Genomic DNA, 21,597 nt, shown 5'->3' on the forward strand with positions numbered 1-21,597 from the left:
TTGTCCCCCTTCCATATAAAAAAGACCGCGGCACAAAGCCGCAGTCTAAGTCTTACTGTTGAACTGGCTTTGGCGCACCGTCTTTCATAATCGGCAACTTGCGGTCCACGACGTTCGTGTAGACGTTCAAGAGTGCCTCTTTTTCCAAATCCCAGTTATATTGCTCACGCGCCGTCTTCGTGTTCTCTTTGACACGGGCGTAGAGTGCTTGATCGTCGAGCAGGCGGTTGACGCCTTCGGCGATCGATTGTGGGTCGTGCGAATCGACGACGACACCGACGTCGTTGCCGGCGACGACACGTTCGATTTCCGGGAAGTCACATGAGACGACCGGTACTTCGGCCATTAAATATTCGAACAGCTTGTTCGATGACGCCGAGTAGTGGTTGAAGCAGACGTTGTTCAACACTTGGAAACCGAGATACGCGTTCATCGTATAGTACGGTAACGCCTCGACCGGTACTTTGTCAATCATCTTGACGCGGTCGCTGACGCCTTCGTCCTCGATCATCTGTTTAATCACCGGCTTGAGTTTCCCGTCCCCGATCATGACGAGCGTGCCTTCCTTGAAGTCCTTGACGGCGAGGATGAGTTGCTCGAGTCCGCGGCCGGCTTGAATGCCGCCTTGGTACAATAGGATCTTTTCATCTTTCGGCAAGTCGAGGAGCGCATGCAAGTCTTTGCGGAGCGTGAAGTCGAGCGGACGATAGAACGGATAGTTGTGGAGCACGTACGGGTAGAAGCCGTACAACTCTTCGTTATGCGCCGCGCGCGTATGATTTTCGACCATCATCGAGTCGACGTATGGCAAGAGCCAGCCTTCGAGATTACTTTGGATATAACCGTAACCGGTCCGGTCCGTCTGGACTTCGTGCGAATCGTAGACGATTTTGCCTTTGTTGACGAGTTTCCCGGCGATCAACGCCTGCGGGAGCGTGTTCAAGTCGTTGGCGTGATAGAAATCGTACGACTTCTTCGTCGAAGTGAACACCATCTCGAGCATCGCGCTCGCGTTGACGATGTTTTTACGCACCGGTGGGAACAAAATCGCACCCGCTGCCGCGCCGAGTCCGATCATCGTCAGTGGTGCGAGGACGAGCAGTCCCGCACCGACGAGTCCAGCGCCGAGTTGACGTGTCTTCTTCGCGCTGACCCATGTGCGGGCCGACTTGAGCGCCTTCATCCCGTTGGCGAGAATCGACGGCTGCCGTTTGACGCGGATGACACGGAATCCTTCCGGACGCATCTCTTCTTTCGGGAGCGACGGATTTTTCGGGTCTTGGAGCGCGATCAAATCGACTTCATAGCCCGCTTCGGCGAGCGCCGAGCATTCGCGCAAGACGCGCGCATCATTCGTAAAATGATTCCATACAAACATACATACTGACTTCATCGTGTTTCCTCCATCGTTACTTTTTCTACCACGTCTTCGAGGACGTGTATATTGTTTTCCCAGCACAGATTGTCTTTCACATAACGGATCCCGTTGACGCCGTACTTCTCACGCAAGTCGGGACGTTCGAGCAGTTTCCGGAGCATGAGCTCGATCTCGTTGATGTCACGCTTCCGTGACACGTAACCGACCTCGGCCGCTTCGATGACATTCGCCGCATGGCCTGACACCGCCGCGACGATCGGTTTCCCGACCGCCATATAGTCAATCAATTTACCCGGGATGACCGTATCGAACACTTCTTGCTCAATCAAGCTGACGAACGCGACGTCCGCGTTCTTGATGGCTTGGAACGCCTCCGTCCGAGGCATCGCCTCGAGGAAGAGGAAGTTCTTGAAACCGCGGGCTTTAATCATGTCTTTCAATTCGTTCTTCCGGTATCCATAGCCGATCAACTTGAAATGCACGCGCGGCTCGTCACGGAATCGTTCTGCAAGCTCGAGCAAGAGCGATACGTCTTGGGCGAGGCCCATGTTCCCGGCGTACAGAATCTCCATCCGGTCGTCCTCAGGGACGGTCCGCTCGAGGTTGCGCTCGCTCTCTCGAATCGAGTTCGGCATATAGTGAATCATGTCGTTGTCGACGCCACGTTGGCGCAGATAGCTGCGGAACCCTTCCGAGTTGATGATGATTTCATCGGCCGCCTTATACAGCCGCTTCTCAAACCAAAACGCCGGGGCGAGCATCCAGTCGTGTTTGAACACGCCGACGCCTTTCACCGACTCCGGCCAGAGGTCACGGACGTCCAAGATGAACGGGACGCCATACTTCCGTTTCGCATACACACCGACGAACGCCATAAAAAAAGACGGGGTCGTCGCAAAGACGACATCCGGTTTCGAGTCGAGCTTTTGGACGGCAGCGACGCCTTTAATCATCTGTTCCAAAAACAAAGCGAGCCGGCTCACCATGTTCGACGTATGCTTGCGTTTCTTCGTGATGAGACGCTTGATGAACGGCTGGTTGTTGAGCGCCTTGTCGTTCCAGAAGCGGTCGTCTTTATACAAGTTGAAGTTCGGATACGACGGGGCGGCCGTGATGACCTCCACCTCGTAACCGCGTTCTTTCATGAGATGCGTAATATTTTGCATCCGGTTACCGGCACTGCCGATTTCCGGATAATAGTTTTGACAGACCATTAACATTGTTTTCAAAAATAACACACCTTACTGTTGTTCGAGTTCGTCCACGAAGCGCTTCAAGAGCGTGTGGACGTTGGCTTTTAAATCTGGGTCGCAGAGCGCATGGGCAATCGTCGCTTCGATGAAGCCGATCGGTTCCCCAACGTCATAGCGACGCCCGTCAAATTCATAGGCGAAGACGGTCTCCACCTCGTTCAAGCGGGCGATGGCGTCCGTCAGTTGGATCTCGCCGCCCGTCCCGATTTCTTGCGCCGACAACGCCTCGAAGACGTCCGGCGTCAAAATGTAGCGGCCGAGGATGGCGAGGTTCGATGGGGCTTCTCCGACAGCCGGTTTCTCAACGAACGTCCGGACCGGGATCAGCTTCCCTTCGACGGCAAGCGGGTCAATTATACCATATCGATTCGTCATTTCATACGGGACGCGCTGCACCCCGATAATCGAACGCTCATACTGCTCGTACTGGTCAATCAATTGCTTCGTCGCCGGCACGTCCGCCTCGATGATGTCGTCCCCGAGCAGGACCGCGAACGGTTCGTCGCCGATGAACTTGCGGGCACACCAAATCGCGTGGCCGAGCCCTTTCGGTTCCTGTTGCCGTATGTAGTGGATATTGGCGAGGTTCGACGAGTGGCGCACCGACTCGAGGAGCTCGGTCTTGCCTTTTGACTCAAGGTTCTGTTCGAGCTCGATGGCCCGGTCGAAATGGTCCTCGATGGCGCGCTTGTTCTTCCCGGTCACGATGATGATGTCCTCGATGCCGGAAGCGACGGCTTCTTCCACGATGAATTGAATCGTCGGTTTGTTGACGATCGGGAGCATCTCTTTCGGCATCGCTTTCGTCGCCGGCAAGAAGCGGGTACCGAGCCCGGCGGCCGGGATGATGGCTTTCCGTACGCGTGTCATGGACGTCTCTCCTTTTTTATGCTGTATCTGATGATTATACCCAATTTCCTAGCGTTCACGCACAAAAAAAAACGGCCGTGACATACGTCACGACCATTTCCGGTCGTCCATATACTTGTACAGGAACCAACCACCGACACCGAGCGCGATGAGAAGAAGGAGAAAACCGCTGATCATCATGACGAACGCCTCCTTTTACCTACACTAGTCTATTCCCGTAATTCAAAACTAATCTTGTATAAACGCGAAAAAGTTGATTAGAATTATCACTTTTCTAAATGCAGTAATATTAAGTCAAGGGTGTGGGATAATTTTCGTTCAAGTTATAATTAAGTCAATGGTTAACTTTTTCTAATTTCTATCCTACTTTAATTAAACCAAGGGGGTTACTGAATGCGTTTAAACCATGATTGCGTTCGTGATGCTTTACTTACACTGGAAGAAATAAATACACCTTTCGCTCCCACAAGAAATTTTGAAATACAAGAAGCACCTAGAATGACACCTTATTCAGAAGAGGAGATTCTCTATACCATCCAGACCTTAAATTCAGCAAACTTTATTGACGCTAAAGTTCTTAGATTTTCTGGTTCCGGTTACGACTTAATAATTGACTCTATAACATGGGATGGACACCAATTTTTAGATACTATACGTGACGAGAGTGTATGGTCAGAGACAAAAAAACGTACTTCAAGATTCACTAGTGTAGGATTACAATTAATCTCTCAAGTAGCTTCAGGTATTTTAGTTGAGCTGATTAAAGGTAAAATTTAAAAGGATTATCGAGAAAATGATTCTTCCCCAATATAATTAGATTACAAAAAACCACGATGAGCTAATTTAGGCTCATCGTGGTTTTTTAATTACTTCTTGAGGTTGTAGAACGACTTGATACCGTCGTATTTCGCTACATCGCCGAGCATGTCTTCGATGCGGAGAAGTTGGTTGTACTTCGCGATACGGTCTGTACGCGAGAGCGAACCAGTTTTGATTTGACCAGCGTTTGTCGCAACAGCGATGTCCGCGATCGTCGCATCTTCTGTTTCACCAGAACGGTGTGAGATAACAGCTGTGTAGCCAGCTTTTTTAGCCATTTCGATCGCGTCGAATGTTTCTGTGAGCGTACCGATTTGGTTAACTTTGATGAGGATCGAGTTCGAGATTCCTTTTTCGATACCTTCAGCCAATTTCTCAGTGTTCGTTACGAAGAGGTCATCCCCAACGAGCTGAACTTTGTCACCGATTTTGTCAGTGAGCAATTTGAAGCCGTCCCAGTCGTTTTCGTCGCAACCGTCTTCGATTGAGATGATTGGGTACTTGCTTACGAGCTCAGCGTAGAAGTCTACGAGCTCAGCAGTTGTCATTGACTTGCCTTCGCCAGCGAGTTCGTACTTGCCAGTCGACTTGTCGTAGAACTCAGAAGACGCAACGTCCATTGCGAGGTAGATGTCTTCGCCAGCTTTGTAACCAGCTTTTTCGATCGCTTCAAGGATAACTGTGATCGCTTCTTCGTTAGACTTAAGGTTTGGTGCGAAACCACCTTCGTCACCGACAGCTGTGTTAAGACCCATACCAGAAAGAACTGATTTGAGGGCGTGGAATACTTCTGCACCCATGCGGAGCGCTTCGCGGAACGTTGGCGCGCCAACAGGCATGATCATGAACTCTTGGAAGTCAACGTTGTTGTCAGCGTGCGAACCACCGTTGATGATGTTCATCATTGGAGTTGGAAGCGTCTTCGCGTTGAATCCACCGAGGTACGTGTAAAGTGGAAGGCCAAGCTCGTCTGCTGCTGCGTGTGCTGCTGCCATAGAGACACCAAGGATCGCGTTTGCGCCGAGTTTACCTTTGTTTTTCGTACCGTCGAGCTCGATCATTTTCTTGTCGAGTGCGTTTTGGTCGAATACATCGTAGCCGATGAGTTCTGGTGCGATTGTGTCGTTTACGTTAGCAACGGCTTTGAGTACGCCTTTACCAAGGTAACGTGACTTGTCGCCATCACGGAGTTCAACTGCTTCGTGCTCACCAGTTGATGCGCCTGATGGGACGAGGGCACGGCCGAAACCGCCGTCTTCTGTGAAGACTTCTACTTCGATTGTTGGGTTACCGCGTGAATCCAAAATCTCGCGTGCGTAAATTTCTGTAATCATTGACATGAAAATTCGCTCCTTTTTGTTTGGAAAGTTTTTTGAGTTACTTCGTGACGATTGATGTACCGGTCATTTCGGCCGGTTGCTCTCCACCGAGAAGGTGAAGGAGTGTCGGGGCGAGGTCGCACAAGGCGCCTTCTAGAACTGGTTTCAGTTCTACCCCTTCTTTCGTGACGATACATGGTACTGGTTCCGTCGTGTGGGCCGTCATCGGTGAGCCGTCCGGGTTCGTGACAAGGTCAGCGTTCCCGTGGTCCGCCGTGATGATCGCCGCGCCGCCTTTGGCAATGAGTGCGTCCACTACTTTACCGAGGCATTCGTCGACGACTTCGACAGCTTTCTTCGTCGGTTCGAGCATACCGGAATGGCCGACCATGTCCGGGTTCGCGTAGTTGATGATATACGCGTCATATTGATCGGATTCGATGCGTTCGAGAAGACCTTCCGTGAGCTCGTATGCGCTCATTTCCGGCTTCAAGTCGTACGTCGCCACTTTCGGTGACGGTACGAGGAAACGATCTTCACCTTCGAACGGTGTTTCTTGTTGTCCGTTCAAGAAGAACGTGACGTGCGGGTATTTCTCAGTTTCCGCAGCGCGGAGCTGTTTGTACCCTTGCGCGGCGAGAGTCTCACCGAGCGTGTTTTTCAAATCTTCTGGTGGGAAGACGATGTCCGTGTCGATTTCATCCGAGAATTTCGTCATCGAGACGAGCAAGATGTTCTCTGGATGTGCGCTCGAAAGTTCGAAGCCTTTGAAGCCGGTCTTCTCTTTGAACACTTTCGCAAGTTCAATCGCCCGGTCCGGACGGAAGTTGAAGAACATGATTGCGTCGTTGTCTTTGATCGTCGCAATCGGTTGACCGTCTTTCTCGATGACCGTCGGAAGAACGAATTCATCCGTCAAGCCGTCTGCATACGACTGTTTAAGAACGTCGACTGCATTCGTGCCGACTTCGCCTTTCGCGTTGACGAGTACGTCGTATACTTTCTCGACGCGTTCCCAACGGTTGTCGCGGTCCATGGCATAGTAACGTCCAGACACGCTAGCGACTTGACCGAGTCCGAGTTCAGCGAGCTTCGCTTCCGTCTGTTCGAGGAAGCCAGCGCCTGATTTCGGATCACAGTCACGGCCGTCCGTGAAAGCGTGAATGAATACTTTTTCGATACCATGAAGTTTTGCAAACTCGACGATGGCGTACATGTGGTTGATGTGAGAGTGAATCCCACCGTCTGAGACGAGGCCCATGATGTGAAGGCTCGAATCATACTTCTTCACATGTCCGGCCAAGTGGTTCATCGCTTGGCGGTCGAAGAGTGAACGGTCTTTGATGGAGTTGTTGACGCGTGAAAGTGACTGATAGACGACCCGGCCGGCACCGATGTTCAAGTGACCGACTTCCGAGTTCCCCATCTGACCTTCCGGAAGGCCGACGTACTCGCCTTTCGCGTTCAGGAGCGTATGTGGGTACTGCTCCCAGAAGCGGTCGAAGTTCGGTTTGTTCGCCGCAGCGACCGCATTGCCGAACGTCTCGTTCCGCATTCCAAAACCATCCAAGATGATGAGGGCGACTGGTCTTGCCATTTAAATCGCCTCCAACAACTTGAGGAACGAAGCAGCTTCAAGTGAAGCACCGCCGACGAGTGCGCCGTCGATGTCTTCTTGTGCCATATACTCCTTGATGTTCTCAGGTTTTACAGAACCGCCGTATTGGATGCGAACCGCAGCCGCCACGTCTTCACCGTAAAGACCTTTTACCACGTCACGAACATATTTGCATGAGCTTTGCGCGTCTGCTTCGTCCGCTGATTTACCAGTGCCGATTGCCCAAACTGGCTCGTACGCGATGACGAGTTGTTTGACTTGATCAGCTGAGAGGTCCGCGAGGCCACCTTCGACTTGCGTCTTGATGACTTCTTCGAACTTGCCGCCTTCGCGCTCTTCCAATGTCTCACCGACACAAACGATTGGCGTAAGACCGTGTTCGAACGCTTTTTTCGTTTTGCTGTTGATGAACGCATCTGATTCGCCGAAGTATTCGCGACGCTCTGAGTGTCCAAGGATGACATATGTCACGCCGAGGTCAGCGACCATGGCCGGGCTGATTTCGCCTGTGTATGCCCCGCTGTCTTTGTCGTACATGTTTTGTGCACTGAGTTTCAAGTTCGATCCTTTAGCCGCTTCTACCATTGGGGCCAAGAATACTGCTGGTGCACCAATCGCCGCGTCAACTTTGTCCGTTGACGGGATATTGTTTTTAACTTCCTCTACGAAAGCGACGGCTTCCGAGAGTGTTTTGTTCATTTTCCAGTTACCTGCAATAATCGGTTTACGCATCGATAACCCTCCTCTGTTTTACTTGTCGTTCAACGCTTCGACGCCTGGAAGTTTCTTGCCTTCCATGAATTCGAGTGAAGCGCCGCCACCAGTTGAAATGTGGCTCATTTGGTCAGCAAGGCCAAACTTGGCTGCTGCTGCCGCTGAATCCCCACCACCGATGATTGAGTATGCATCGCTGTCTGCAAGTGCTTGAGCGACACCTTTCGTTCCGTTGGCGTACTTATCAAGTTCGAATACGCCCATCGGTCCGTTCCAAACGACAAGTTTCGATTCGCGAATCGCTGCCGCGTAAAGTTCGACTGTCTTCGGTCCGATATCAAGACCCATGTGATCCGCTGGGATCGAGTCGATATCGACTGGTCCGACGTATGTCTCTTCGCCGAATTCTTTCGTGATGACACAGTCGACTGGCATCAAGAATTTCACGCCTTTGTCTTCTGCTTTTTTCATGAACTGACGAGCGAGGTCGAGCTTGTCTTCTTCAAGGAGTGATGTCCCTACTTCGTGCCCGAGTGCTTTCGAGAACGTGTACGAGAGACCGCCACCGATGATGAGTGTATCCACGATGTCAAGAAGGTGGTCGATGACCCCAATCTTGTCAGCAACTTTCGACCCGCCGATAATCGCCGTGAACGGACGGTCAGGATTCGAGAGTGCCTTGCCGAGGACTTCAAGTTCTTTCTCCATCAAGAAACCAGCAACCGCGTGGTCGACGTGGTGCGCGATGCCTTCTGTCGAAGCGTGGGCACGGTGAGCCGCACCGAACGCGTCGTTGACGAAGATATCAGCGAGTGCCGCGAAACCTTTCGCGAGTTCTGGATCGTTTTTCGTTTCACCAGGGTAGAAACGGACGTTCTCGAGAACGACGACGTCACCTTCACCAAGTTTTGAAACGGCTTCTTCTGCGACTGGACCGTACGCCTCTTCAACGAGGGGTACTTCTTTGCCGAGAAGCTCAGCGAGACGTTTAGCGACCGGTGCGAGTGAGAACTCGAGGTTCTTCTCGCCTTTTGGACGGCCGAGGTGGCTCGCCAAAATGACTTTCGCGCCGCCGTCGATCAAGTGCTTGATCGTTGGAAGTGCCGCTTGAATCCGCGTTTCATCTTGAATGACGCCATCTTTGAGTGGAACGTTGAAGTCAACGCGGCAAAAGACGCGTTTCCCTTTTACATCGATGTCACGAATAGACTGTTTGTTCATAACCTTCGCCTCCATATGTCGTGCGTGTCAATTTCATAAATAGAGCGGAGAACAATCTCTTGTTTCCGCTCCTATTTGATTCTATTTAGTTCACGAACTTACTTCGCGATTTCAGCGAAGTGCTTGAGTGTGCGAACCAATTGTGCAGTGTAAGACATTTCGTTGTCGTACCAAGAAACTGTCTTAACGAGTTGCTTGTCGCCAACTGTCATTACTTTAGTTTGTGTTGCATCGAAGAGTGAACCGTAAGTGATTCCGACGATGTCAGAAGATACGATTTCGTCTTCAGTGTAACCGTAAGACTCGTTCGCTGCTGCTTTCATTGCTGCGTTGATTTCGTCAACAGATACAGTTTTCTCAAGAACTGTTACGAGCTCTGTGAGTGAACCTGTAGCAACTGGTACACGTTGTGCCGCACCGTCAAGTTTACCTTGAAGTTCTGGGATAACGAGGCCGATTGCTTTAGCCGCACCAGTTGTGTTCGGTACGATGTTAGCTGCTGCCGCACGTGCACGACGGAAGTCGCCTTTCGGGTGTGGAGCGTCAAGCGTGTTTTGGTCGCCTGTGTAAGCGTGGATTGTTGTCATAAGACCTTCGATGATTCCGAACTGGTCTTGGAGAACTTTAGCCATTGGCGCCAAGCAGTTTGTCGTACATGAAGCACCAGAGATTACTGTCTCTGTACCATCGAGGATGTCATGGTTTGTGTTATAAACGACAGTTTTCATGTCACCTGTAGCTGGAGCCGAGATGACAACTTTTTTCGCGCCAGCTTTCAAGTGAAGCTCCGCTTTTTCTTTGTCTGTGAAGAATCCAGTACATTCGAGTACGATGTCAACACCGAGCTCGCCCCATGGAAGTTCTTCTGGGTTACGGTTAGCAAGTGTGATGACTTTCTCGCCGTTTACGAGGAAGTGATCGTCGTGTACTTCAACGTCTCCGTCGAAACGACCTTGAGTCGTGTCGTACTTGAGAAGGTGAGCAAGCATCTTCGTGTCAGTCAAGTCGTTGATTGCAACAACTTCGATTCCTTCGTTTTTGATGATCTCGCGGAATGCCAAACGACCAATACGTCCAAATCCGTTAATACCAACTTTTACTGCCATAGTTAATTTCCTCCTTAGGGTAGAAGCTATTTATTGAAGAGCCAACGGGGGTCAACTCTTTAATAACGAGTTAATAATTCTGTCGCCGCACCTTCGTCTGTGACGAGGATGATGTTCGGCGTGTGTTTCGCATATGCGGCGATCGCCTGTGCCTTCGACTTTCCTCCGGCGACAGCGATGACGGTGTCCATGTCGTCGAGCTCCTCCAATTGGATCCCGACCGTCTTGACCCGGTGCACGATTTCACCTTCCGCGTTGAAATAATATCCGAACGCTTCAGCGACGGCATCGTGCCGTTCGATCATCCGCAAATGCTCTGGTGACGCGTGACGGCGTTTCGCCATCGTTTCCGCCTCACCAATTCCATGTACCACAATTCGCGCCGCTCTAATCATTTCCAGTACATTTTTAATGCTAGGTTCCTCCACCATCCGCTCGAATGTCTCTTGCGAAACCTCGTCCGGAATGTGGAGTAAATGATAGTCGGCATGGGCCCGGTCGGCCATCCGAGAACAGACGGTGTTCGCCTGTAACTCGAGCGTCTCTCCGAGTCCGCCGCGTGCCGGCACGAAATGCATCGGCCGTTCTTTTTTATCGGGCGACATCATGGCCGCAACCGATGCCATCGTCGTCCCGCCTGTGACCGCGATGATATTGTCGTCCGGTGCCAGTCGCGCTTTTAGTTGCGTGACGGCGGCCCGTCCGATATCTCGCTGGACCCAGAACGTCTCGTCGGAATCACCCGGTACGATGACGACTTGGCGAACGCCTAGTTTGCGCTCGAGTTCTCGTGCGACTTCCGAGATGCCTAGGATCTCTCCCATGACCTCGTGCAAGTCCCGGAGAACGTTTCTGCCCGATTCCGTAAGGGAAATACCTTGAGTAGCGACCATCAATAGACCTTGGTCTTTCAAAAAGTCGACTTCTCGTCTTAGGATTCGTTCCGTCAGCCCGAGGCTTGTGGCCAATGTCCTGCGGCCGATCGGCTGCATCAAACGGACATAATGTAAGATATCGTAACGATGTCGGAGCGTATCGAGCATGTCGGGAACGATTTGCTTCTGAACTTGAATCAGCTGCTGGATCATACTCATTCCCCCTCGACTTAAAGCATGGACAATTTTTGTCCCACTTTTATATTTGCGTCCCACCGCTACGACTTCATCTTATCAATCACCTTTCCGTCTTGCAACCCCTTCAAACGTTTTTTTTCGATGTAAGCGTATACTTAACAAAATCTTCAACTTTACTGTCATCGTATCGACCTTGACTAATGACACGCCCCTCGTGTAAGACGACAGGGATCTCAAACAAGTACTTCGCCTCAAGTTCTTCGTTGCCGGTGATGTCGATCTGCTCGAGCTCAAACGGATAGTCTTCCATGAGCCATTCGAGCATGACGAGTGCCTCCTCGCAAAGCGAACAGTTGGCACGGCGGTATAACGTCAGGACCATGTCAGTCCCCTCCTTTCCATAGTTGTCGTTCCCGCTCCCGCGAGTTTCCAAAACCGAGCGCCTCCCGATAGTTCGCCACGGTCCGTCGTGTCACCGTATAGCCGAGCCTTGCCAGCTCGCGCATGAGTGCGGCATCGCTCAGCGGCGACGTCTCTTGTTGAATCAGTTCGGCGAGCGCCTTCTTCACCATGAACGGCGATTGCCCGTGCGAGGCCCGGACGAAAAAGTGACGCCACGCCATCACGCCGCCTTCGGTCGTCACGTACTTGCCTTGAATCGCCCGGCCGACGGTCGACTCGTGCTTGCCGATTTGTTCGGCGACTTCTTTTCGCGTCAACGGGTGCAAGACGAGCTTCCCGTCCAACCAATCGCGTTGCCGTTCGGCGATGACGGCCCATACCAATCGAAGCGTCGCGTTCCGCATCTCGAGCGTCTCATTCCACCATTTCGCCTCGCGGTCGTCTCCGATCCGAGCCGCGTCGAGCGTCGGGCTGAACCATGTCGTCACGAGCTCTCCGTCATGACGGACGACTTCAAGTTCCGGGACGACGTGTTCGGTTCCTTCATATAATAATGGCGTCTTCGGGAGCGTTGCCACGATACGCGTCACTCGTTCGTACTCGGCAACCGAGATGTCGAGTCGTCCCGGGATGTCATCAAGGTTCGCGTCGAGCGCCTCGAACACGTCCAAGACGAGTGGGTCGTCATGTTCAATCGCATGCCGGTATTGGCAGTCGTGCTCATTCTTTGCCCCGATCCCTGTCGGTTCTAGAAACAAGAGCGCCTGGCGCGCCGCCTCAATGTCCGCCACATCGACCTCGAAACGATGGGCGAGCACGAAGTCGCTCTCCGGTAGTAGACCGCGATGGTCGAGCGCGAGGACGAGCCGTTTCTGGAGCGCACGCTGGGCCTCGGTCCCGCTCCCTTCCTCGATTTGCTCGAACAATCGCTCCTCGAACCCACTCGCCGTATCGGCCACCCATTCGACCGCACCGCTCCCCGTGGCGATGCATGGATTGCGTCGGGCCAACCGGCCGAGCTGAAAGGCGATCGCGGTCCGGTCCGCCTCGAGAATCGGCAGCCGCCGGACCATGTCCTGGGTCAACTGTTGTGTCTGAAGTTGTTGCTGTTCTTGCCGTTGCATCGGTCACACCCCTCTCGCTTCCTATTGTAGCGAACAGCGCGAAATCGTGCTCGAAAAAAAGTGAGACGAACAGGATTGCTTTTTTAAAAAAACAAATGTATAATAAATCGTGTCAGAGAACATGCACCCGTAGCTCAGGGGATAGAGCACTGGTTTCCGGTGCCAGGTGTCGGGAGTTCGAATCTCTCCGGGTGTATCATAGCAAGAGGCCAGGCAGCATATGCCTGGCCTCTTTTGTCGTTTTAGAATCATCAAACCGTGGAATAGGTCAAAAACGATGACTATCGTTTGACCAACATTGACTATAGCGGTATGATATGTTTACAACCTACATAAAGGAGGCAGATTCAATGTTAATTCCAACAGTTATCGAACAAACAGGTCGCGGGGAACGCGCGTACGATATTTACTCACGCTTGCTCAAGGACCGCATCATCTTGCTCGGAAGTGCAATCGACGACAACGTCGCAAACTCGATTGTCGCCCAGCTTCTCTTCCTTGCAGCCGAGGACCCAGATAAGGACATCTCACTTTACATCAACAGCCCGGGTGGTTCGATCACTTCCGGAATGGCGATTTATGACACGATGAACTTCATCAAGCCGAACGTGTCGACGATTTGTATCGGAATGGCCGCATCGATGGGTGCCTTCTTGCTTCAAGCCGGTGAACAAGGCAAACGCTTCGCGCTTCCAAACGCAGAGATCATGATTCACCAACCGCTCGGCGGTACGCAAGGTCAAGCATCGGATATCAAAATCCATGCCGAGCGCATCATCAAGATGCGTGAGAAATTAAACCAAATCATGGCCGACAACACTGGCCAGCCGCTTGAAGTCATCGAGCGCGACACAGAGCGCGACTACTTCATGTCAGCTGAACAAGCGAAAGACTACGGTCTCATCGACAAAGTCATGACGCGTTAATCCAAAAGTGCCTTTCCCGACTTCGGGAAAGGCACTTCTTTGTTATTGGACGGGCAACCAAATTTCAATCAAGTCGTCGGCTCCGTCTTGCCCATGAATATAGCGCTCAAAATCGAGTGCATCTCGCAACGTTACATCCGGCAATGCTAGAAGTTGATTATATGTCGTAGGGATGGCTGGAATTCCCCCTTCGACCGTGGCGACAAGATACCGTCCTGCCGACAGTTCAACCTGTCTTCCGTCTTCACCTGTCACAGGATTAGTCATCCCTGCTAAATAGGCTTCTTCTTTCGCTAAACAGACGCCATATGATTCGTCTGTTGTCAGCTCTGGTTGCAGTTTTTCCCAAACGAATGGGATTTTGGTGAGTTCGGATACATAGCCGTTTACGATTTTCGGTTGGTCCCACTTCTCATAACGTACTTTCATTGAATCTCCCCCTGTTTGCATCCATTTAATTTGTTGCTCAACTTGTCGCAACGCCTCGATTTCACGTTGGACCTCATCAAGTCTGCTGTCGAGTAACCCACTCACACTTTCTGCCGTTTGAATTTGTTCGAGCGAGATGCCCATTTGACGTAGTAATTTGATTTCGTTCAGGCGCCTTATTTCTTCCATCCCGTATAACCGATACTGATTGTCTAAACGAGTCGGTTGGACAAGTCCTTTCGCTTCATACCATTTGATTGCCTTAGTGGACAACCCCGTTAGATGGACCACTTTTCCGATTTGAATCATTGGCGTCCCCCCTTCTCGTTTATCATAAAGCCGCCCGTAGCGGACAGGTCAACATTTTTATTCCTTGACCTCGACACCGAACACATAGCGGCTATCGCCTTGCGGCCAATCCCCGCCCGTCTCGAATACATAAACGCCCGGCTCGTCTGGCACGACCGGTTCAGCCGGGACAAGTTCCCCATCGACGAGTTGATGGAACGAAGCGTTCGACGGCTCGGCGTGGAACTCGACATCAATCTCGGCACCCGCTTCGACCGGCACGAGCTGTAGGTCATCCGCTTCCGGCAGAGCGTGGTCCTCGCATACCGCCTCGCCCCCGTCCGACCAACAGAACGTCGACTGTTTCACTTCCGCGGTCACGGTTCCGACCCGGACCGTCGGGAGCGGTGGTTTCAGTGACGACTCCGAGTTCCAAAACGAGGTGGCATACAACGCCCCGCCGACCACGAGCAACCCAATCACAACAATCCATAATCCTTTTCGTCTCAACCCGCTCATCCCCTTTGTACGTCTATTCCCCGTTCCACGAAAAAAACGACCCACTTCCGTGAGTCGTCCTGTTCATTTCGGGCGTCGGAGCCCTTTCATCATATAGCCGCCTTTAAAGTCGATTGGATCGAAAGCGACGAGGAACGCCTTCGGTTCATACTCCTCGACCATCTGGCGCAAATCTTTCATCCGTGTCCGCGCTGCCAAGACATCGAGACGATAGCGGATGCCGTCACGTCCCTGCCCTTGGTAGTGTGTCACCCCGTAGCCGCTGTCGCGCATCTTCTGGATGAGCTCGGCCGGGAACTCTTGTGTGTGCACTTGAATCATATTGTAGCCGATCGCAAGTTTCCGCTCGACGTAACCGCCGACGAGAATCCCAAGTCCGAAGCCGACCGCATAGACGATCATCCCGAGTGTCGTCAAATCTTGGAACACGATGCCGAGCGCAAAGATATAGATGAGCGTCTCAAGCGTACCGAACAGCCCCGCAATCATCGTTTTTCCTTTGACGAGCATGATGGTACGAAGCGTCAGCACCGGTACATAGACGAGTTGTAATACTAGGATGAGCAAGATTTGCCCCATTGGAACGACCTCCATTCGAATTCAATACAACCACTATTTCAAATTTCAGGGCCGGATGCAACCAAAAAAGGCTGACCGGAGTCAGCCTTTCGCAATTATTTGTCTAAGTTATCAACGCTCGTGAGCAGTTCATAGTCTTTACGGATGACCTGATAGATGGCATTCGTGTCGCCTGACAATACTTCTTCGGCCCGCAATTGGTTGAGGAAGAGGCTTGTCGCGAACGTGACGAGGGCACTTTTCGGGATTCCGATTTGTTTCGCACGCTCCGTGATGACCTGGTCTAAGTCAGCGTCAATCGTGAGCGAGATTCTTTTCTTTGCATTCGACATAATCATGAAGCTCCTTTAAGTTACATTTCTAAAGTCCTATACACAATTGCTAATTATATAGGAAGAATGGTTTTGGCGCAACCAACGTCACGATGAGCTGATTTCTTCACCGTTGCGCACCTTGTCCGCAATCTGATCGATTTTACGAAGCCGGTGGTTGATTCCTGACTTCGAGATCGGTCCCGTTTCGAGCATCTCGCCAAGTTCTTGGAGCGAGACGTCTTGATGGGTGACCCGGAGCTCGGCAATCTCCCGGAGTTTGACCGGTAAGATTTCGAGTCCGACCGTGCGCTCGAGGAACTTGATGTTCTCGACTTGGCGGAGTGCCGCCCCGACGGTCTTGTTCAAGTTCGCCGTCTCACAGTTGACGAGCCGGTTAACGGAGTTCCGCATGTCCTTGATGATGCGCGCGTCCTCGAAGTCGAGCATGCCGCGCGTCGCCCCGACAAGTTTCAGAAAGTCCGAGATTTTCTCGCTCTCTTTAATGTAGAGAATATGCCCTTTCTTCCGCTCGAGCGTCTTCGCGTTCAAGCCGAAGCGGTTGGCGAGGTCCCGGAGCGCCTGGTTATGGTTCTCGTACAGGCTGTACACCTCGAGGTGATACGACGACGTCTTCGGATGATTGATTGACCCGCCGGCAAGGAACGACCCGCGCAAATAGGCCCGGGCGAGGTTCTCGTCGCGCGTCATATCCGAGTTGAGCGTCCGAATCATCTCGTAATTCTCCCCGAGAATCTCGAGGTCCTTCAACATCGTCTCGGCGCGTTGGGCGACCCGGACGATATAGACGTTGTTCTTCTTCAACCGCATTTTCTTCCGTACGAACAAATCGAGATGATGGTCGTACAGCCGTTTCATGAGGGAATAGATTCGGCGTGCGATGGCGGCGTTCTCGGTCGAGACGTCGAGCGTCATCCCCCGCCCTAAGGCGAGCGAGATGACCCCGTTCATCCGGACGAGCGCGGACAGTTCCGCTTTCGCCTCGGCATCGGTCACTTCGAGTTGCGTCAGTTCTTTTTTGACGTCAGAGGCAAAGCTCATGTCAGTCCCCTCCTTTCTGTTCAATCACAACTTATTTCAGCTCGAGCTCTTGGAACGAGCGTGGTTTCTTGATGCGCAACACGCGCTGCATGACGAGTCCGGCAATGGCGTCCGAGTCGTGGCGGATGTAATCGCGGTTATAGTCGACGATGTCACCGGCGAGCACGTTCGTGCCATAGTTCCGAAGCTTCTTGCGATCGAAACGGACCTCTTCCGAGCCGTCCTCGAGGTAACGCTCTAAATAGATGTCCTCGATCGGCTCGTTATTGACGACGATCGTGTCGACCGTCGACTTGCCGAGATACGCCTCAATCGATTTCAAATGCTTCATCGCGTCGTACCCTTTCGTCTCGCCCGGCTGCGTCATAACGTTGCAAATATAGACGACCGGCTTCCCGGAGCGGACGATGGCGTCGCGCACTTCCGGAATCAACAGGTTCGGGATGATGCTCGTATATAAGCTCCCTGGTCCGAGTACAATCAAATCCGCGTCCTCGATCGCCTCGACGACACCGGCCGCTGGCTTGATGCCTTCTTCGAGCAAAAACAGGCGCTTAATCGGTTTCTCGACGAGCGGGATTTTCGATTCGCCTTTGACGATTGTCCCGTCCTCGAACTCGGCCGCGAGCGTCATGAGCGTCTCTGTCACCGGGAGCACCTTGCCCTGGGCATTCAACAGCTGCGACAAGACGTCGACCGCCTTGACGAACGACCCTTCACAAATGTGCGTCGCCGCCGTCAGCATGAGGTTACCGAGCGAGTGACCCTCGAGTCCGTAACCGCTGTCGAACCGGTACTGCAAAATCTTGTCCATGAGCGGCTCGACCTCGGACAAGGCGAGGATGACGTTACGGATATCGCCCGGCGGCAACATGTGGAACTCGTCACGGAGGCGTCCCGAGCTGCCCCCGTCGTCCCCGACCGTGACGATGGCCGTGATGTCGAGCGGATAGTGCTTCAAGCCCCGTACGAGCGTCGAGAGGCCCGTACCGCCACCGATGGCCACAACTTTTCTGTCGCGTCTCATCTTACTTCTCCTTCGTCGCATGTGCGAGGTCGCGATGGACGGTCTTGACGTTATAGCGCTCGGCGAAATGGGCCGACACTTTCTCGGCGAACGTGATCGAGCGGTGCTTCCCGCCGGTACAGCCGAAGGCGACGACGACTTGCGTCTTCCCTTCGCGCTTGTACTGCGGCAACAGGAATTCAAGCATGTCGATCAGCTTCTTATAGAACGCCCGTGCCTCGGGATGCGACATGACGTAAGTCTGGACTTCTTCCGTCTGCCCGGTGAGCGGACGGAGCTCCGGGATATAGAACGGGTTCGTGATGAATCGGACGTCGAACAACAGATCGATGTCGAGCGGGACGCCGTGTTTGAACCCGAACGACATGAAGTTGACCGTGAACGGGATCCGTTCCTCGTTGAATTGGAGCAGGATGCGGTCTTTGAGCATCTGCGGCTTCAAGTCGGTCGTGTCATAGAGCGTATGGGCCCGGTCACGGAAGCCTTCGAGCAATGAGCGCTCGAGACCGATGCCGACGAGCGGCGCGTCTTCCGGGGCGAGCGGATGCGACCGGCGCGTCTCTTTGTAGCGGCGCACGAGCACTTCGTCCCGTGTGTCGAGATAGAGCAAGTGCGGGTGCACGTTCTTCTGTTCCAAGTCGTCGATGACGATGAACAGGCTGTCGATGAAGTCGCGCGTGCGCGTATCGATGGCGACGGCGATTTTGGGCCGGACCGAGCTGATGACGTCAATCAATTGCGGCAATAGTACCGGCGGCAAGTTATCGACGCAAAAATAGCCGAGGTCCTCAAAGCTGTTCATGGCGACCGATTTCCCGGCCCCGCTCATCCCGCTGATGATAATCAATTCTTCTAATCCTTTAAAGTCTTCCATGTCACTGACGCCCCCTTAAAATTGACAACCGAGCCGTGTGTGTAGCTCTCTTCTGTCTTTAGTATAACGAACGCCTGAAAAAAAGAGAAGGGATTGCGGTCGCCCGCAATCCCTTCTGTCTCTAGTCACGCGTTTTGTTCGTGCAACGCCTCGAGGAGTCCCTCGATATAGTGTTGCGCGTTTTGAGCGGCAATCGACCCATCGTTCGTCGCGGTGACGACTTGACGGAGCGTCTTGTCGCGAACGTCTCCGGCTGCGAAAATCCCAGGGATCGTCGTCTCCATCGCTTCGTTCGTGACGATATAGCCTTGCTCGTTCGTGATGCCGAGGTCTTTGACGAAACCAGTGATCGGGTTCATGCCGATATAGATGAACACGCCATCGATCTCATGGTCCGACTCGGTTCCGTCGACCGTGCTGACGAGACGCGCCCCACCGACTTTTCCGTCCGCTTCCACGATCTCTTTGAGCGTGTGGTTCCAGATGAAGTCGATTTTCGGGTTGTCGAACGCCCGTTTTTGAAGAATCTTTTGCGCGCGAAGCTCGTCGCGACGGTGGACGATCGTGACTTTCTCAGCGAAACGCGTCAAGAACACGCCTTCTTCGACTGCCGAGTCACCGCCACCGATGACGAACAAGTTCTTGCCTTTGAAGAATGCTCCGTCACAGACCGCACAGTACGAGACACCGCGGCCGCCGAGCTCTTCTTCGCCCGGGACACCGATTTTCTTGTATTGCGCGCCTGAGGCGAGAATGATGGCCCGCGCTTTATAGTCGCGGTTGTGGGCGTGGACGACTTTATACTCTGTCTCGTCCGAGATGCTTTGGACGTCGCCATAGGCGTACTCCGCACCGAACGCTTTCGAGTGATCGAACATTTTTTGAGACAAGTCTGGACCGAGGATGCTGTCATAGCCCGGATAGTTTTCGATATCTTCCGTGTTCGCCATCTGTCCACCTGGGATGCCGCGTTCGATCATAAGTGTCGATAAGTTGGCACGCGACGCGTAAAGTGCCGCCGTCATTCCGGCTGGGCCGGCCCCGATGATAATGACGTCATAGATTTTTTCTTCTGTCATAGTGATTCCACCTCTGCATGAAATTGATTGACTTCAGTATAAGAAACCTAGGGAGGTATCGTCTATCTTTATGCTTGTTCAAGTGTTTGTTTAAACGAACGGATCGTCTCCGTGAGCGTCTCGACATCGATACCGAACGCGTCGGCACAGTCGTCGAGGACGAGAGCGTCCCGTTTCGCATAGAACATCCAGACGAGGGCAGCGGCCGATGCCGTTGTGTCCTCGAATGATGCACCGGCGAGCAGCAAGAGCGCGAACCGTTCATAAAAGTCGCCGTCGAGGCTCATCTGTTCTGCTTCCGACACTTCCGTCTCGGCAAGCAGGAGCGCGTCATACGCCCGAGCGATACGGACATCGCCTGTGAACGGGGCCTGGCAAATCTCGGCCCGGCACTTCTCAGCGAACGCAAGCACCGTCTCGTTGTCGGTGATGCCGCTCGTCAACGCGAGCGCTTCGAACGCCTCGTCATCGGCGAGCTTCGAGATGATTCGGATGATTTCGATTCGAGCCGCGTCTTCTTCTTGGCGCAATCCTTGGACGAGCGCCGAGCGGAACTCGAGATTGTCGCGGATGTCGTACGGGCTCTTCTCTTCGAATTGTTTCAACTCGTCACTGTTCAAATAGGTAGCCGCTTCTTCAAGACGCCCGGTCTTGTAGGCGGATACGCTGAGCCAATGCCCGAACAGTGAATCCCCACGGAATCCGCGTTCTTTCAACAGGCGGAGTTCTTCGTACGCGCGGTCGTATTGACCGACGAGCGCGAGCGTCGTGGCGAGTTTGTAGCGTAAATCGAACTGGAGCGGACGGACACGTGTCAGTGGGACCGACAGTTGGAGCGCTGCCTCTGATTGTCCGGCTTCATGCAACAACAGAATCGTGTTCAAGAGCGCATGCAAGTTACCCGGGTTCTCGTCGAGCACGTACTCGAGCGTCTCGAACGCCGCGTCATCGTTGCCGAGATAGAAATTGACGACGGCCAAGTTGTTGAACGCCGGCCAAAAGCGCGGATAGCGATCGATTAACCGTTCGAGCGTCGACTTGGCGGCGAACAGGCGGCCTTTGTCGATATGCTGTTGGGCCTCGGTGTGCCACGTGATCAGCTCGTCTTCTTCGTCATCTTCGAGTTCTTGTTCGAGTTCAATCAGTTCTAACAGGGATTGGACCGAGTCCGCGTAGCGTCCGTGTGCCTCGACTTCGAGGTATCGGTTCGCATACATCGCTGCTTCTTCATATAAAGAGATATAGGCGCAGTTGCTCGCAAGGTGATATAAGGCCTCTGTTGACGTTTCATCGAGTTCAAGCACCCGTTTCCACACGTCATTAGCGTGGTAGATCTCCCCTACTTCAAATAACAGTTCAGCGTACTGTTTGTGATAGTCGACGCGGTGTGCTGCAGCGGCAGTGGCTTCAGCCATGAAAAAAGTCGCTTCATCTAGGCGACCTTCACGTAACGCACGACGACCTCTATAGTAGTGGAGCTCCGCGGCGAGCGGAGATTCTGGTTCGGGTAGCGTCATTACTGCTTCATAGTTCGCTTCCATATTCTAAATCCTCCACATCATCTCTAAATCTTTTTTTAGTTGCAGGGTTAAGAATACCGCACTCA

At 52.8% G+C, this 21,597-nt stretch carries 22 protein-coding genes and 1 tRNA gene; 3 read left to right on the forward strand and 20 right to left on the reverse strand.

The features are described from left to right. Window positions 1–52 precede the first annotated feature (52 nt). Genes KNP84_RS01925 through galU form a run of 3 tightly spaced genes read right to left on the reverse strand, consistent with a single transcriptional unit; the run spans window position 53 to window position 3,501 of the window. Window positions 53–1,393 (reverse strand): glycosyltransferase, encoded by a 1,341-nt coding sequence (locus KNP84_RS01925; protein ID WP_215114102.1) that lies wholly within the window; start codon window positions 1,391–1,393, stop codon window positions 53–55. After that, window positions 1,390–2,598 (reverse strand): glycosyltransferase family 4 protein, encoded by a 1,209-nt coding sequence (locus KNP84_RS01930; RefSeq protein WP_251131136.1) that lies wholly within the window; start codon window positions 2,596–2,598, stop codon window positions 1,390–1,392. Before KNP84_RS01930 ends, KNP84_RS01925 begins: the two co-directional genes overlap by 4 nt. 21 nt (window positions 2,599–2,619) lie before the next feature. Continuing rightward, window positions 2,620–3,501, reverse strand: coding sequence for a UTP--glucose-1-phosphate uridylyltransferase GalU (gene galU, locus KNP84_RS01935; RefSeq protein WP_021065453.1), 882 nt, complete (start codon window positions 3,499–3,501; stop codon window positions 2,620–2,622). Window positions 3,502–3,894: 393 nt separating this feature from the next. Between galU and KNP84_RS01940 the strand changes: the two genes are divergently transcribed. Then, the gene (locus tag KNP84_RS01940) at window positions 3,895–4,278 is read left to right on the forward strand and encodes a DUF2513 domain-containing protein (protein WP_215114104.1); all 384 of its coding nucleotides are present in this window, start codon (window positions 3,895–3,897) and stop codon (window positions 4,276–4,278) included. A gap of 89 nt (window positions 4,279–4,367) precedes the next feature. Here KNP84_RS01940 and eno read toward each other — a convergent pair whose 3' ends face one another. From eno to KNP84_RS01980, 8 genes are all read right to left on the reverse strand, one after another. Continuing rightward, on the reverse strand, window positions 4,368–5,660 hold the full coding sequence (eno, locus tag KNP84_RS01945) for a phosphopyruvate hydratase (RefSeq protein WP_021065450.1): 1,293 nt from the start codon (window positions 5,658–5,660) through the stop codon (window positions 4,368–4,370). Between the two features lie 37 nt (window positions 5,661–5,697). Then, on the reverse strand, window positions 5,698–7,236 hold the full coding sequence (gpmI, locus tag KNP84_RS01950; RefSeq protein WP_215114105.1) for a 2,3-bisphosphoglycerate-independent phosphoglycerate mutase: 1,539 nt from the start codon (window positions 7,234–7,236) through the stop codon (window positions 5,698–5,700). Beyond that, on the reverse strand, window positions 7,237–7,989 hold the full coding sequence (tpiA, locus tag KNP84_RS01955; RefSeq protein WP_021065448.1) for a triose-phosphate isomerase: 753 nt from the start codon (window positions 7,987–7,989) through the stop codon (window positions 7,237–7,239). Between the two features lie 18 nt (window positions 7,990–8,007). Continuing rightward, the gene (locus KNP84_RS01960; protein ID WP_021065447.1) at window positions 8,008–9,192 is read right to left on the reverse strand and encodes a phosphoglycerate kinase; all 1,185 of its coding nucleotides are present in this window, start codon (window positions 9,190–9,192) and stop codon (window positions 8,008–8,010) included. A gap of 98 nt (window positions 9,193–9,290) precedes the next feature. Further along, complete coding sequence (gene gap / locus KNP84_RS01965; protein ID WP_021065446.1) at window positions 9,291–10,298, reverse strand: type I glyceraldehyde-3-phosphate dehydrogenase; 1,008 nt, start codon at window positions 10,296–10,298, stop codon at window positions 9,291–9,293. A 59-nt stretch (window positions 10,299–10,357) separates the two neighbouring features. Next, window positions 10,358–11,386 carry a sugar-binding transcriptional regulator gene (locus tag KNP84_RS01970; protein WP_021065445.1) on the reverse strand — a complete coding sequence of 343 codons (1,029 nt, stop codon included), beginning with the start codon at window positions 11,384–11,386 and terminating at the stop codon, window positions 10,358–10,360. 109 nt (window positions 11,387–11,495) lie between these two features. Next, window positions 11,496–11,753, reverse strand: a complete 258-nt coding sequence (locus tag KNP84_RS01975) for a glutaredoxin family protein (protein WP_021065444.1) — start codon at window positions 11,751–11,753, stop codon at window positions 11,496–11,498. 1 nt (window position 11,754) lies between these two features. Further along, window positions 11,755–12,897, reverse strand: a complete 1,143-nt coding sequence (locus tag KNP84_RS01980; protein WP_215114106.1) for an RNA polymerase factor sigma-54 — start codon at window positions 12,895–12,897, stop codon at window positions 11,755–11,757. A gap of 123 nt (window positions 12,898–13,020) precedes the next feature. On the opposite strand from KNP84_RS01980, the gene KNP84_RS01985 reads away from it, so the two are divergent. Then, window positions 13,021–13,093 (forward strand) — tRNA-Arg (locus KNP84_RS01985). A 154-nt stretch (window positions 13,094–13,247) separates the two neighbouring features. Beyond that, window positions 13,248–13,823, forward strand: a complete 576-nt coding sequence (gene clpP / locus KNP84_RS01990; protein WP_021065442.1) for an ATP-dependent Clp endopeptidase proteolytic subunit ClpP — start codon at window positions 13,248–13,250, stop codon at window positions 13,821–13,823. 42 nt (window positions 13,824–13,865) lie between these two features. On the opposite strand, the gene KNP84_RS01995 is transcribed toward clpP, so the two are convergent. The 9 genes from KNP84_RS01995 to KNP84_RS02035 all read right to left on the reverse strand — a co-directional run bounded on the left by KNP84_RS01995 (window position 13,866) and on the right by KNP84_RS02035 (window position 21,532). Continuing rightward, complete coding sequence (locus tag KNP84_RS01995; RefSeq protein WP_215114107.1) at window positions 13,866–14,561, reverse strand: MerR family transcriptional regulator; 696 nt, start codon at window positions 14,559–14,561, stop codon at window positions 13,866–13,868. A 57-nt stretch (window positions 14,562–14,618) separates the two neighbouring features. Continuing rightward, on the reverse strand, window positions 14,619–15,059 hold the full coding sequence (locus KNP84_RS02000) for a hypothetical protein (RefSeq protein WP_031199788.1): 441 nt from the start codon (window positions 15,057–15,059) through the stop codon (window positions 14,619–14,621). 63 nt (window positions 15,060–15,122) lie between these two features. Next, complete coding sequence (locus KNP84_RS02005) at window positions 15,123–15,638, reverse strand: DUF2179 domain-containing protein (protein ID WP_021065440.1); 516 nt, start codon at window positions 15,636–15,638, stop codon at window positions 15,123–15,125. A gap of 95 nt (window positions 15,639–15,733) precedes the next feature. Beyond that, on the reverse strand, window positions 15,734–15,970 hold the full coding sequence (locus KNP84_RS02010; RefSeq protein ID WP_021065439.1) for a hypothetical protein: 237 nt from the start codon (window positions 15,968–15,970) through the stop codon (window positions 15,734–15,736). Between the two features lie 87 nt (window positions 15,971–16,057). Further along, on the reverse strand, window positions 16,058–17,011 hold the full coding sequence (gene whiA, locus KNP84_RS02015) for a DNA-binding protein WhiA (protein ID WP_029595055.1): 954 nt from the start codon (window positions 17,009–17,011) through the stop codon (window positions 16,058–16,060). A gap of 31 nt (window positions 17,012–17,042) precedes the next feature. After that, entirely contained in the window at window positions 17,043–18,038 is a 996-nt protein-coding gene (locus KNP84_RS02020; protein WP_214751750.1) for a gluconeogenesis factor YvcK family protein, read from the reverse strand. Between the two features lies 1 nt (window position 18,039). Beyond that, window positions 18,040–18,912 carry an RNase adapter RapZ gene (rapZ, locus tag KNP84_RS02025; protein WP_128124256.1) on the reverse strand — a complete coding sequence of 291 codons (873 nt, stop codon included), beginning with the start codon at window positions 18,910–18,912 and terminating at the stop codon, window positions 18,040–18,042. Window positions 18,913–19,037: 125 nt separating this feature from the next. Further along, window positions 19,038–19,991, reverse strand: coding sequence for a thioredoxin-disulfide reductase (gene trxB, locus KNP84_RS02030; protein WP_215114108.1), 954 nt, complete (start codon window positions 19,989–19,991; stop codon window positions 19,038–19,040). 68 nt (window positions 19,992–20,059) lie between these two features. Further along, window positions 20,060–21,532 (reverse strand): tetratricopeptide repeat protein, encoded by a 1,473-nt coding sequence (locus KNP84_RS02035; RefSeq protein ID WP_251131102.1) that lies wholly within the window; start codon window positions 21,530–21,532, stop codon window positions 20,060–20,062. Between the last annotated feature and the right edge of the window lie 65 nt (window positions 21,533–21,597).

Origin of the sequence: Exiguobacterium sp. s70 (assembly GCF_018618315.1) — a bacterium.
GTDB classification, from domain to species: Bacteria; Bacillota; Bacilli; order Exiguobacteriales; family Exiguobacteriaceae; genus Exiguobacterium; species Exiguobacterium chiriqhucha.

What these genes read in the sequence shown, in the direction of transcription:
- KNP84_RS01925 (WP_215114102.1), bottom strand. Translation starts at nt 1,393, where the DNA reads ATGAAGTCAGTATGTATGTTTGTATGGAATCATTTTACGAATGATGCG.
- KNP84_RS01970 (WP_021065445.1), bottom strand. Translation starts at nt 11,386, where the DNA reads ATGATCCAGCAGCTGATTCAAGTTCAGAAGCAAATCGTTCCCGACATG.
- rapZ (WP_128124256.1), bottom strand. Translation starts at nt 18,912, where the DNA reads ATGGAAGACTTTAAAGGATTAGAAGAATTGATTATCATCAGCGGGATG.
- KNP84_RS02035 (WP_251131102.1), bottom strand. Translation starts at nt 21,532, where the DNA reads ATGGAAGCGAACTATGAAGCAGTAATGACGCTACCCGAACCAGAATCT.
- KNP84_RS01995 (WP_215114107.1), bottom strand. Translation starts at nt 14,561, where the DNA reads ATGATTCAAATCGGAAAAGTGGTCCATCTAACGGGGTTGTCCACTAAG.
- KNP84_RS01960 (WP_021065447.1), bottom strand. Translation starts at nt 9,192, where the DNA reads ATGAACAAACAGTCTATTCGTGACATCGATGTAAAAGGGAAACGCGTC.
- KNP84_RS01940 (WP_215114104.1), top strand. Translation starts at nt 3,895, where the DNA reads ATGCGTTTAAACCATGATTGCGTTCGTGATGCTTTACTTACACTGGAA.
- KNP84_RS02020 (WP_214751750.1), bottom strand. Translation starts at nt 18,038, where the DNA reads ATGAGACGCGACAGAAAAGTTGTGGCCATCGGTGGCGGTACGGGCCTC.
- KNP84_RS01980 (WP_215114106.1), bottom strand. Translation starts at nt 12,897, where the DNA reads ATGCAACGGCAAGAACAGCAACAACTTCAGACACAACAGTTGACCCAG.
- KNP84_RS01975 (WP_021065444.1), bottom strand. Translation starts at nt 11,753, where the DNA reads ATGGTCCTGACGTTATACCGCCGTGCCAACTGTTCGCTTTGCGAGGAG.
- tpiA (WP_021065448.1), bottom strand. Translation starts at nt 7,989, where the DNA reads ATGCGTAAACCGATTATTGCAGGTAACTGGAAAATGAACAAAACACTC.
- clpP (WP_021065442.1), top strand. Translation starts at nt 13,248, where the DNA reads ATGTTAATTCCAACAGTTATCGAACAAACAGGTCGCGGGGAACGCGCG.
- gpmI (WP_215114105.1), bottom strand. Translation starts at nt 7,236, where the DNA reads ATGGCAAGACCAGTCGCCCTCATCATCTTGGATGGTTTTGGAATGCGG.
- whiA (WP_029595055.1), bottom strand. Translation starts at nt 17,011, where the DNA reads ATGAGCTTTGCCTCTGACGTCAAAAAAGAACTGACGCAACTCGAAGTG.
- gap (WP_021065446.1), bottom strand. Translation starts at nt 10,298, where the DNA reads ATGGCAGTAAAAGTTGGTATTAACGGATTTGGACGTATTGGTCGTTTG.
- galU (WP_021065453.1), bottom strand. Translation starts at nt 3,501, where the DNA reads ATGACACGCGTACGGAAAGCCATCATCCCGGCCGCCGGGCTCGGTACC.
- eno (WP_021065450.1), bottom strand. Translation starts at nt 5,660, where the DNA reads ATGTCAATGATTACAGAAATTTACGCACGCGAGATTTTGGATTCACGC.
- trxB (WP_215114108.1), bottom strand. Translation starts at nt 19,991, where the DNA reads ATGACAGAAGAAAAAATCTATGACGTCATTATCATCGGGGCCGGCCCA.
- KNP84_RS02000 (WP_031199788.1), bottom strand. Translation starts at nt 15,059, where the DNA reads ATGAGCGGGTTGAGACGAAAAGGATTATGGATTGTTGTGATTGGGTTG.
- KNP84_RS01930 (WP_251131136.1), bottom strand. Translation starts at nt 2,598, where the DNA reads ATGTTAATGGTCTGTCAAAACTATTATCCGGAAATCGGCAGTGCCGGT.
- KNP84_RS02005 (WP_021065440.1), bottom strand. Translation starts at nt 15,638, where the DNA reads ATGGGGCAAATCTTGCTCATCCTAGTATTACAACTCGTCTATGTACCG.
- KNP84_RS02010 (WP_021065439.1), bottom strand. Translation starts at nt 15,970, where the DNA reads ATGTCGAATGCAAAGAAAAGAATCTCGCTCACGATTGACGCTGACTTA.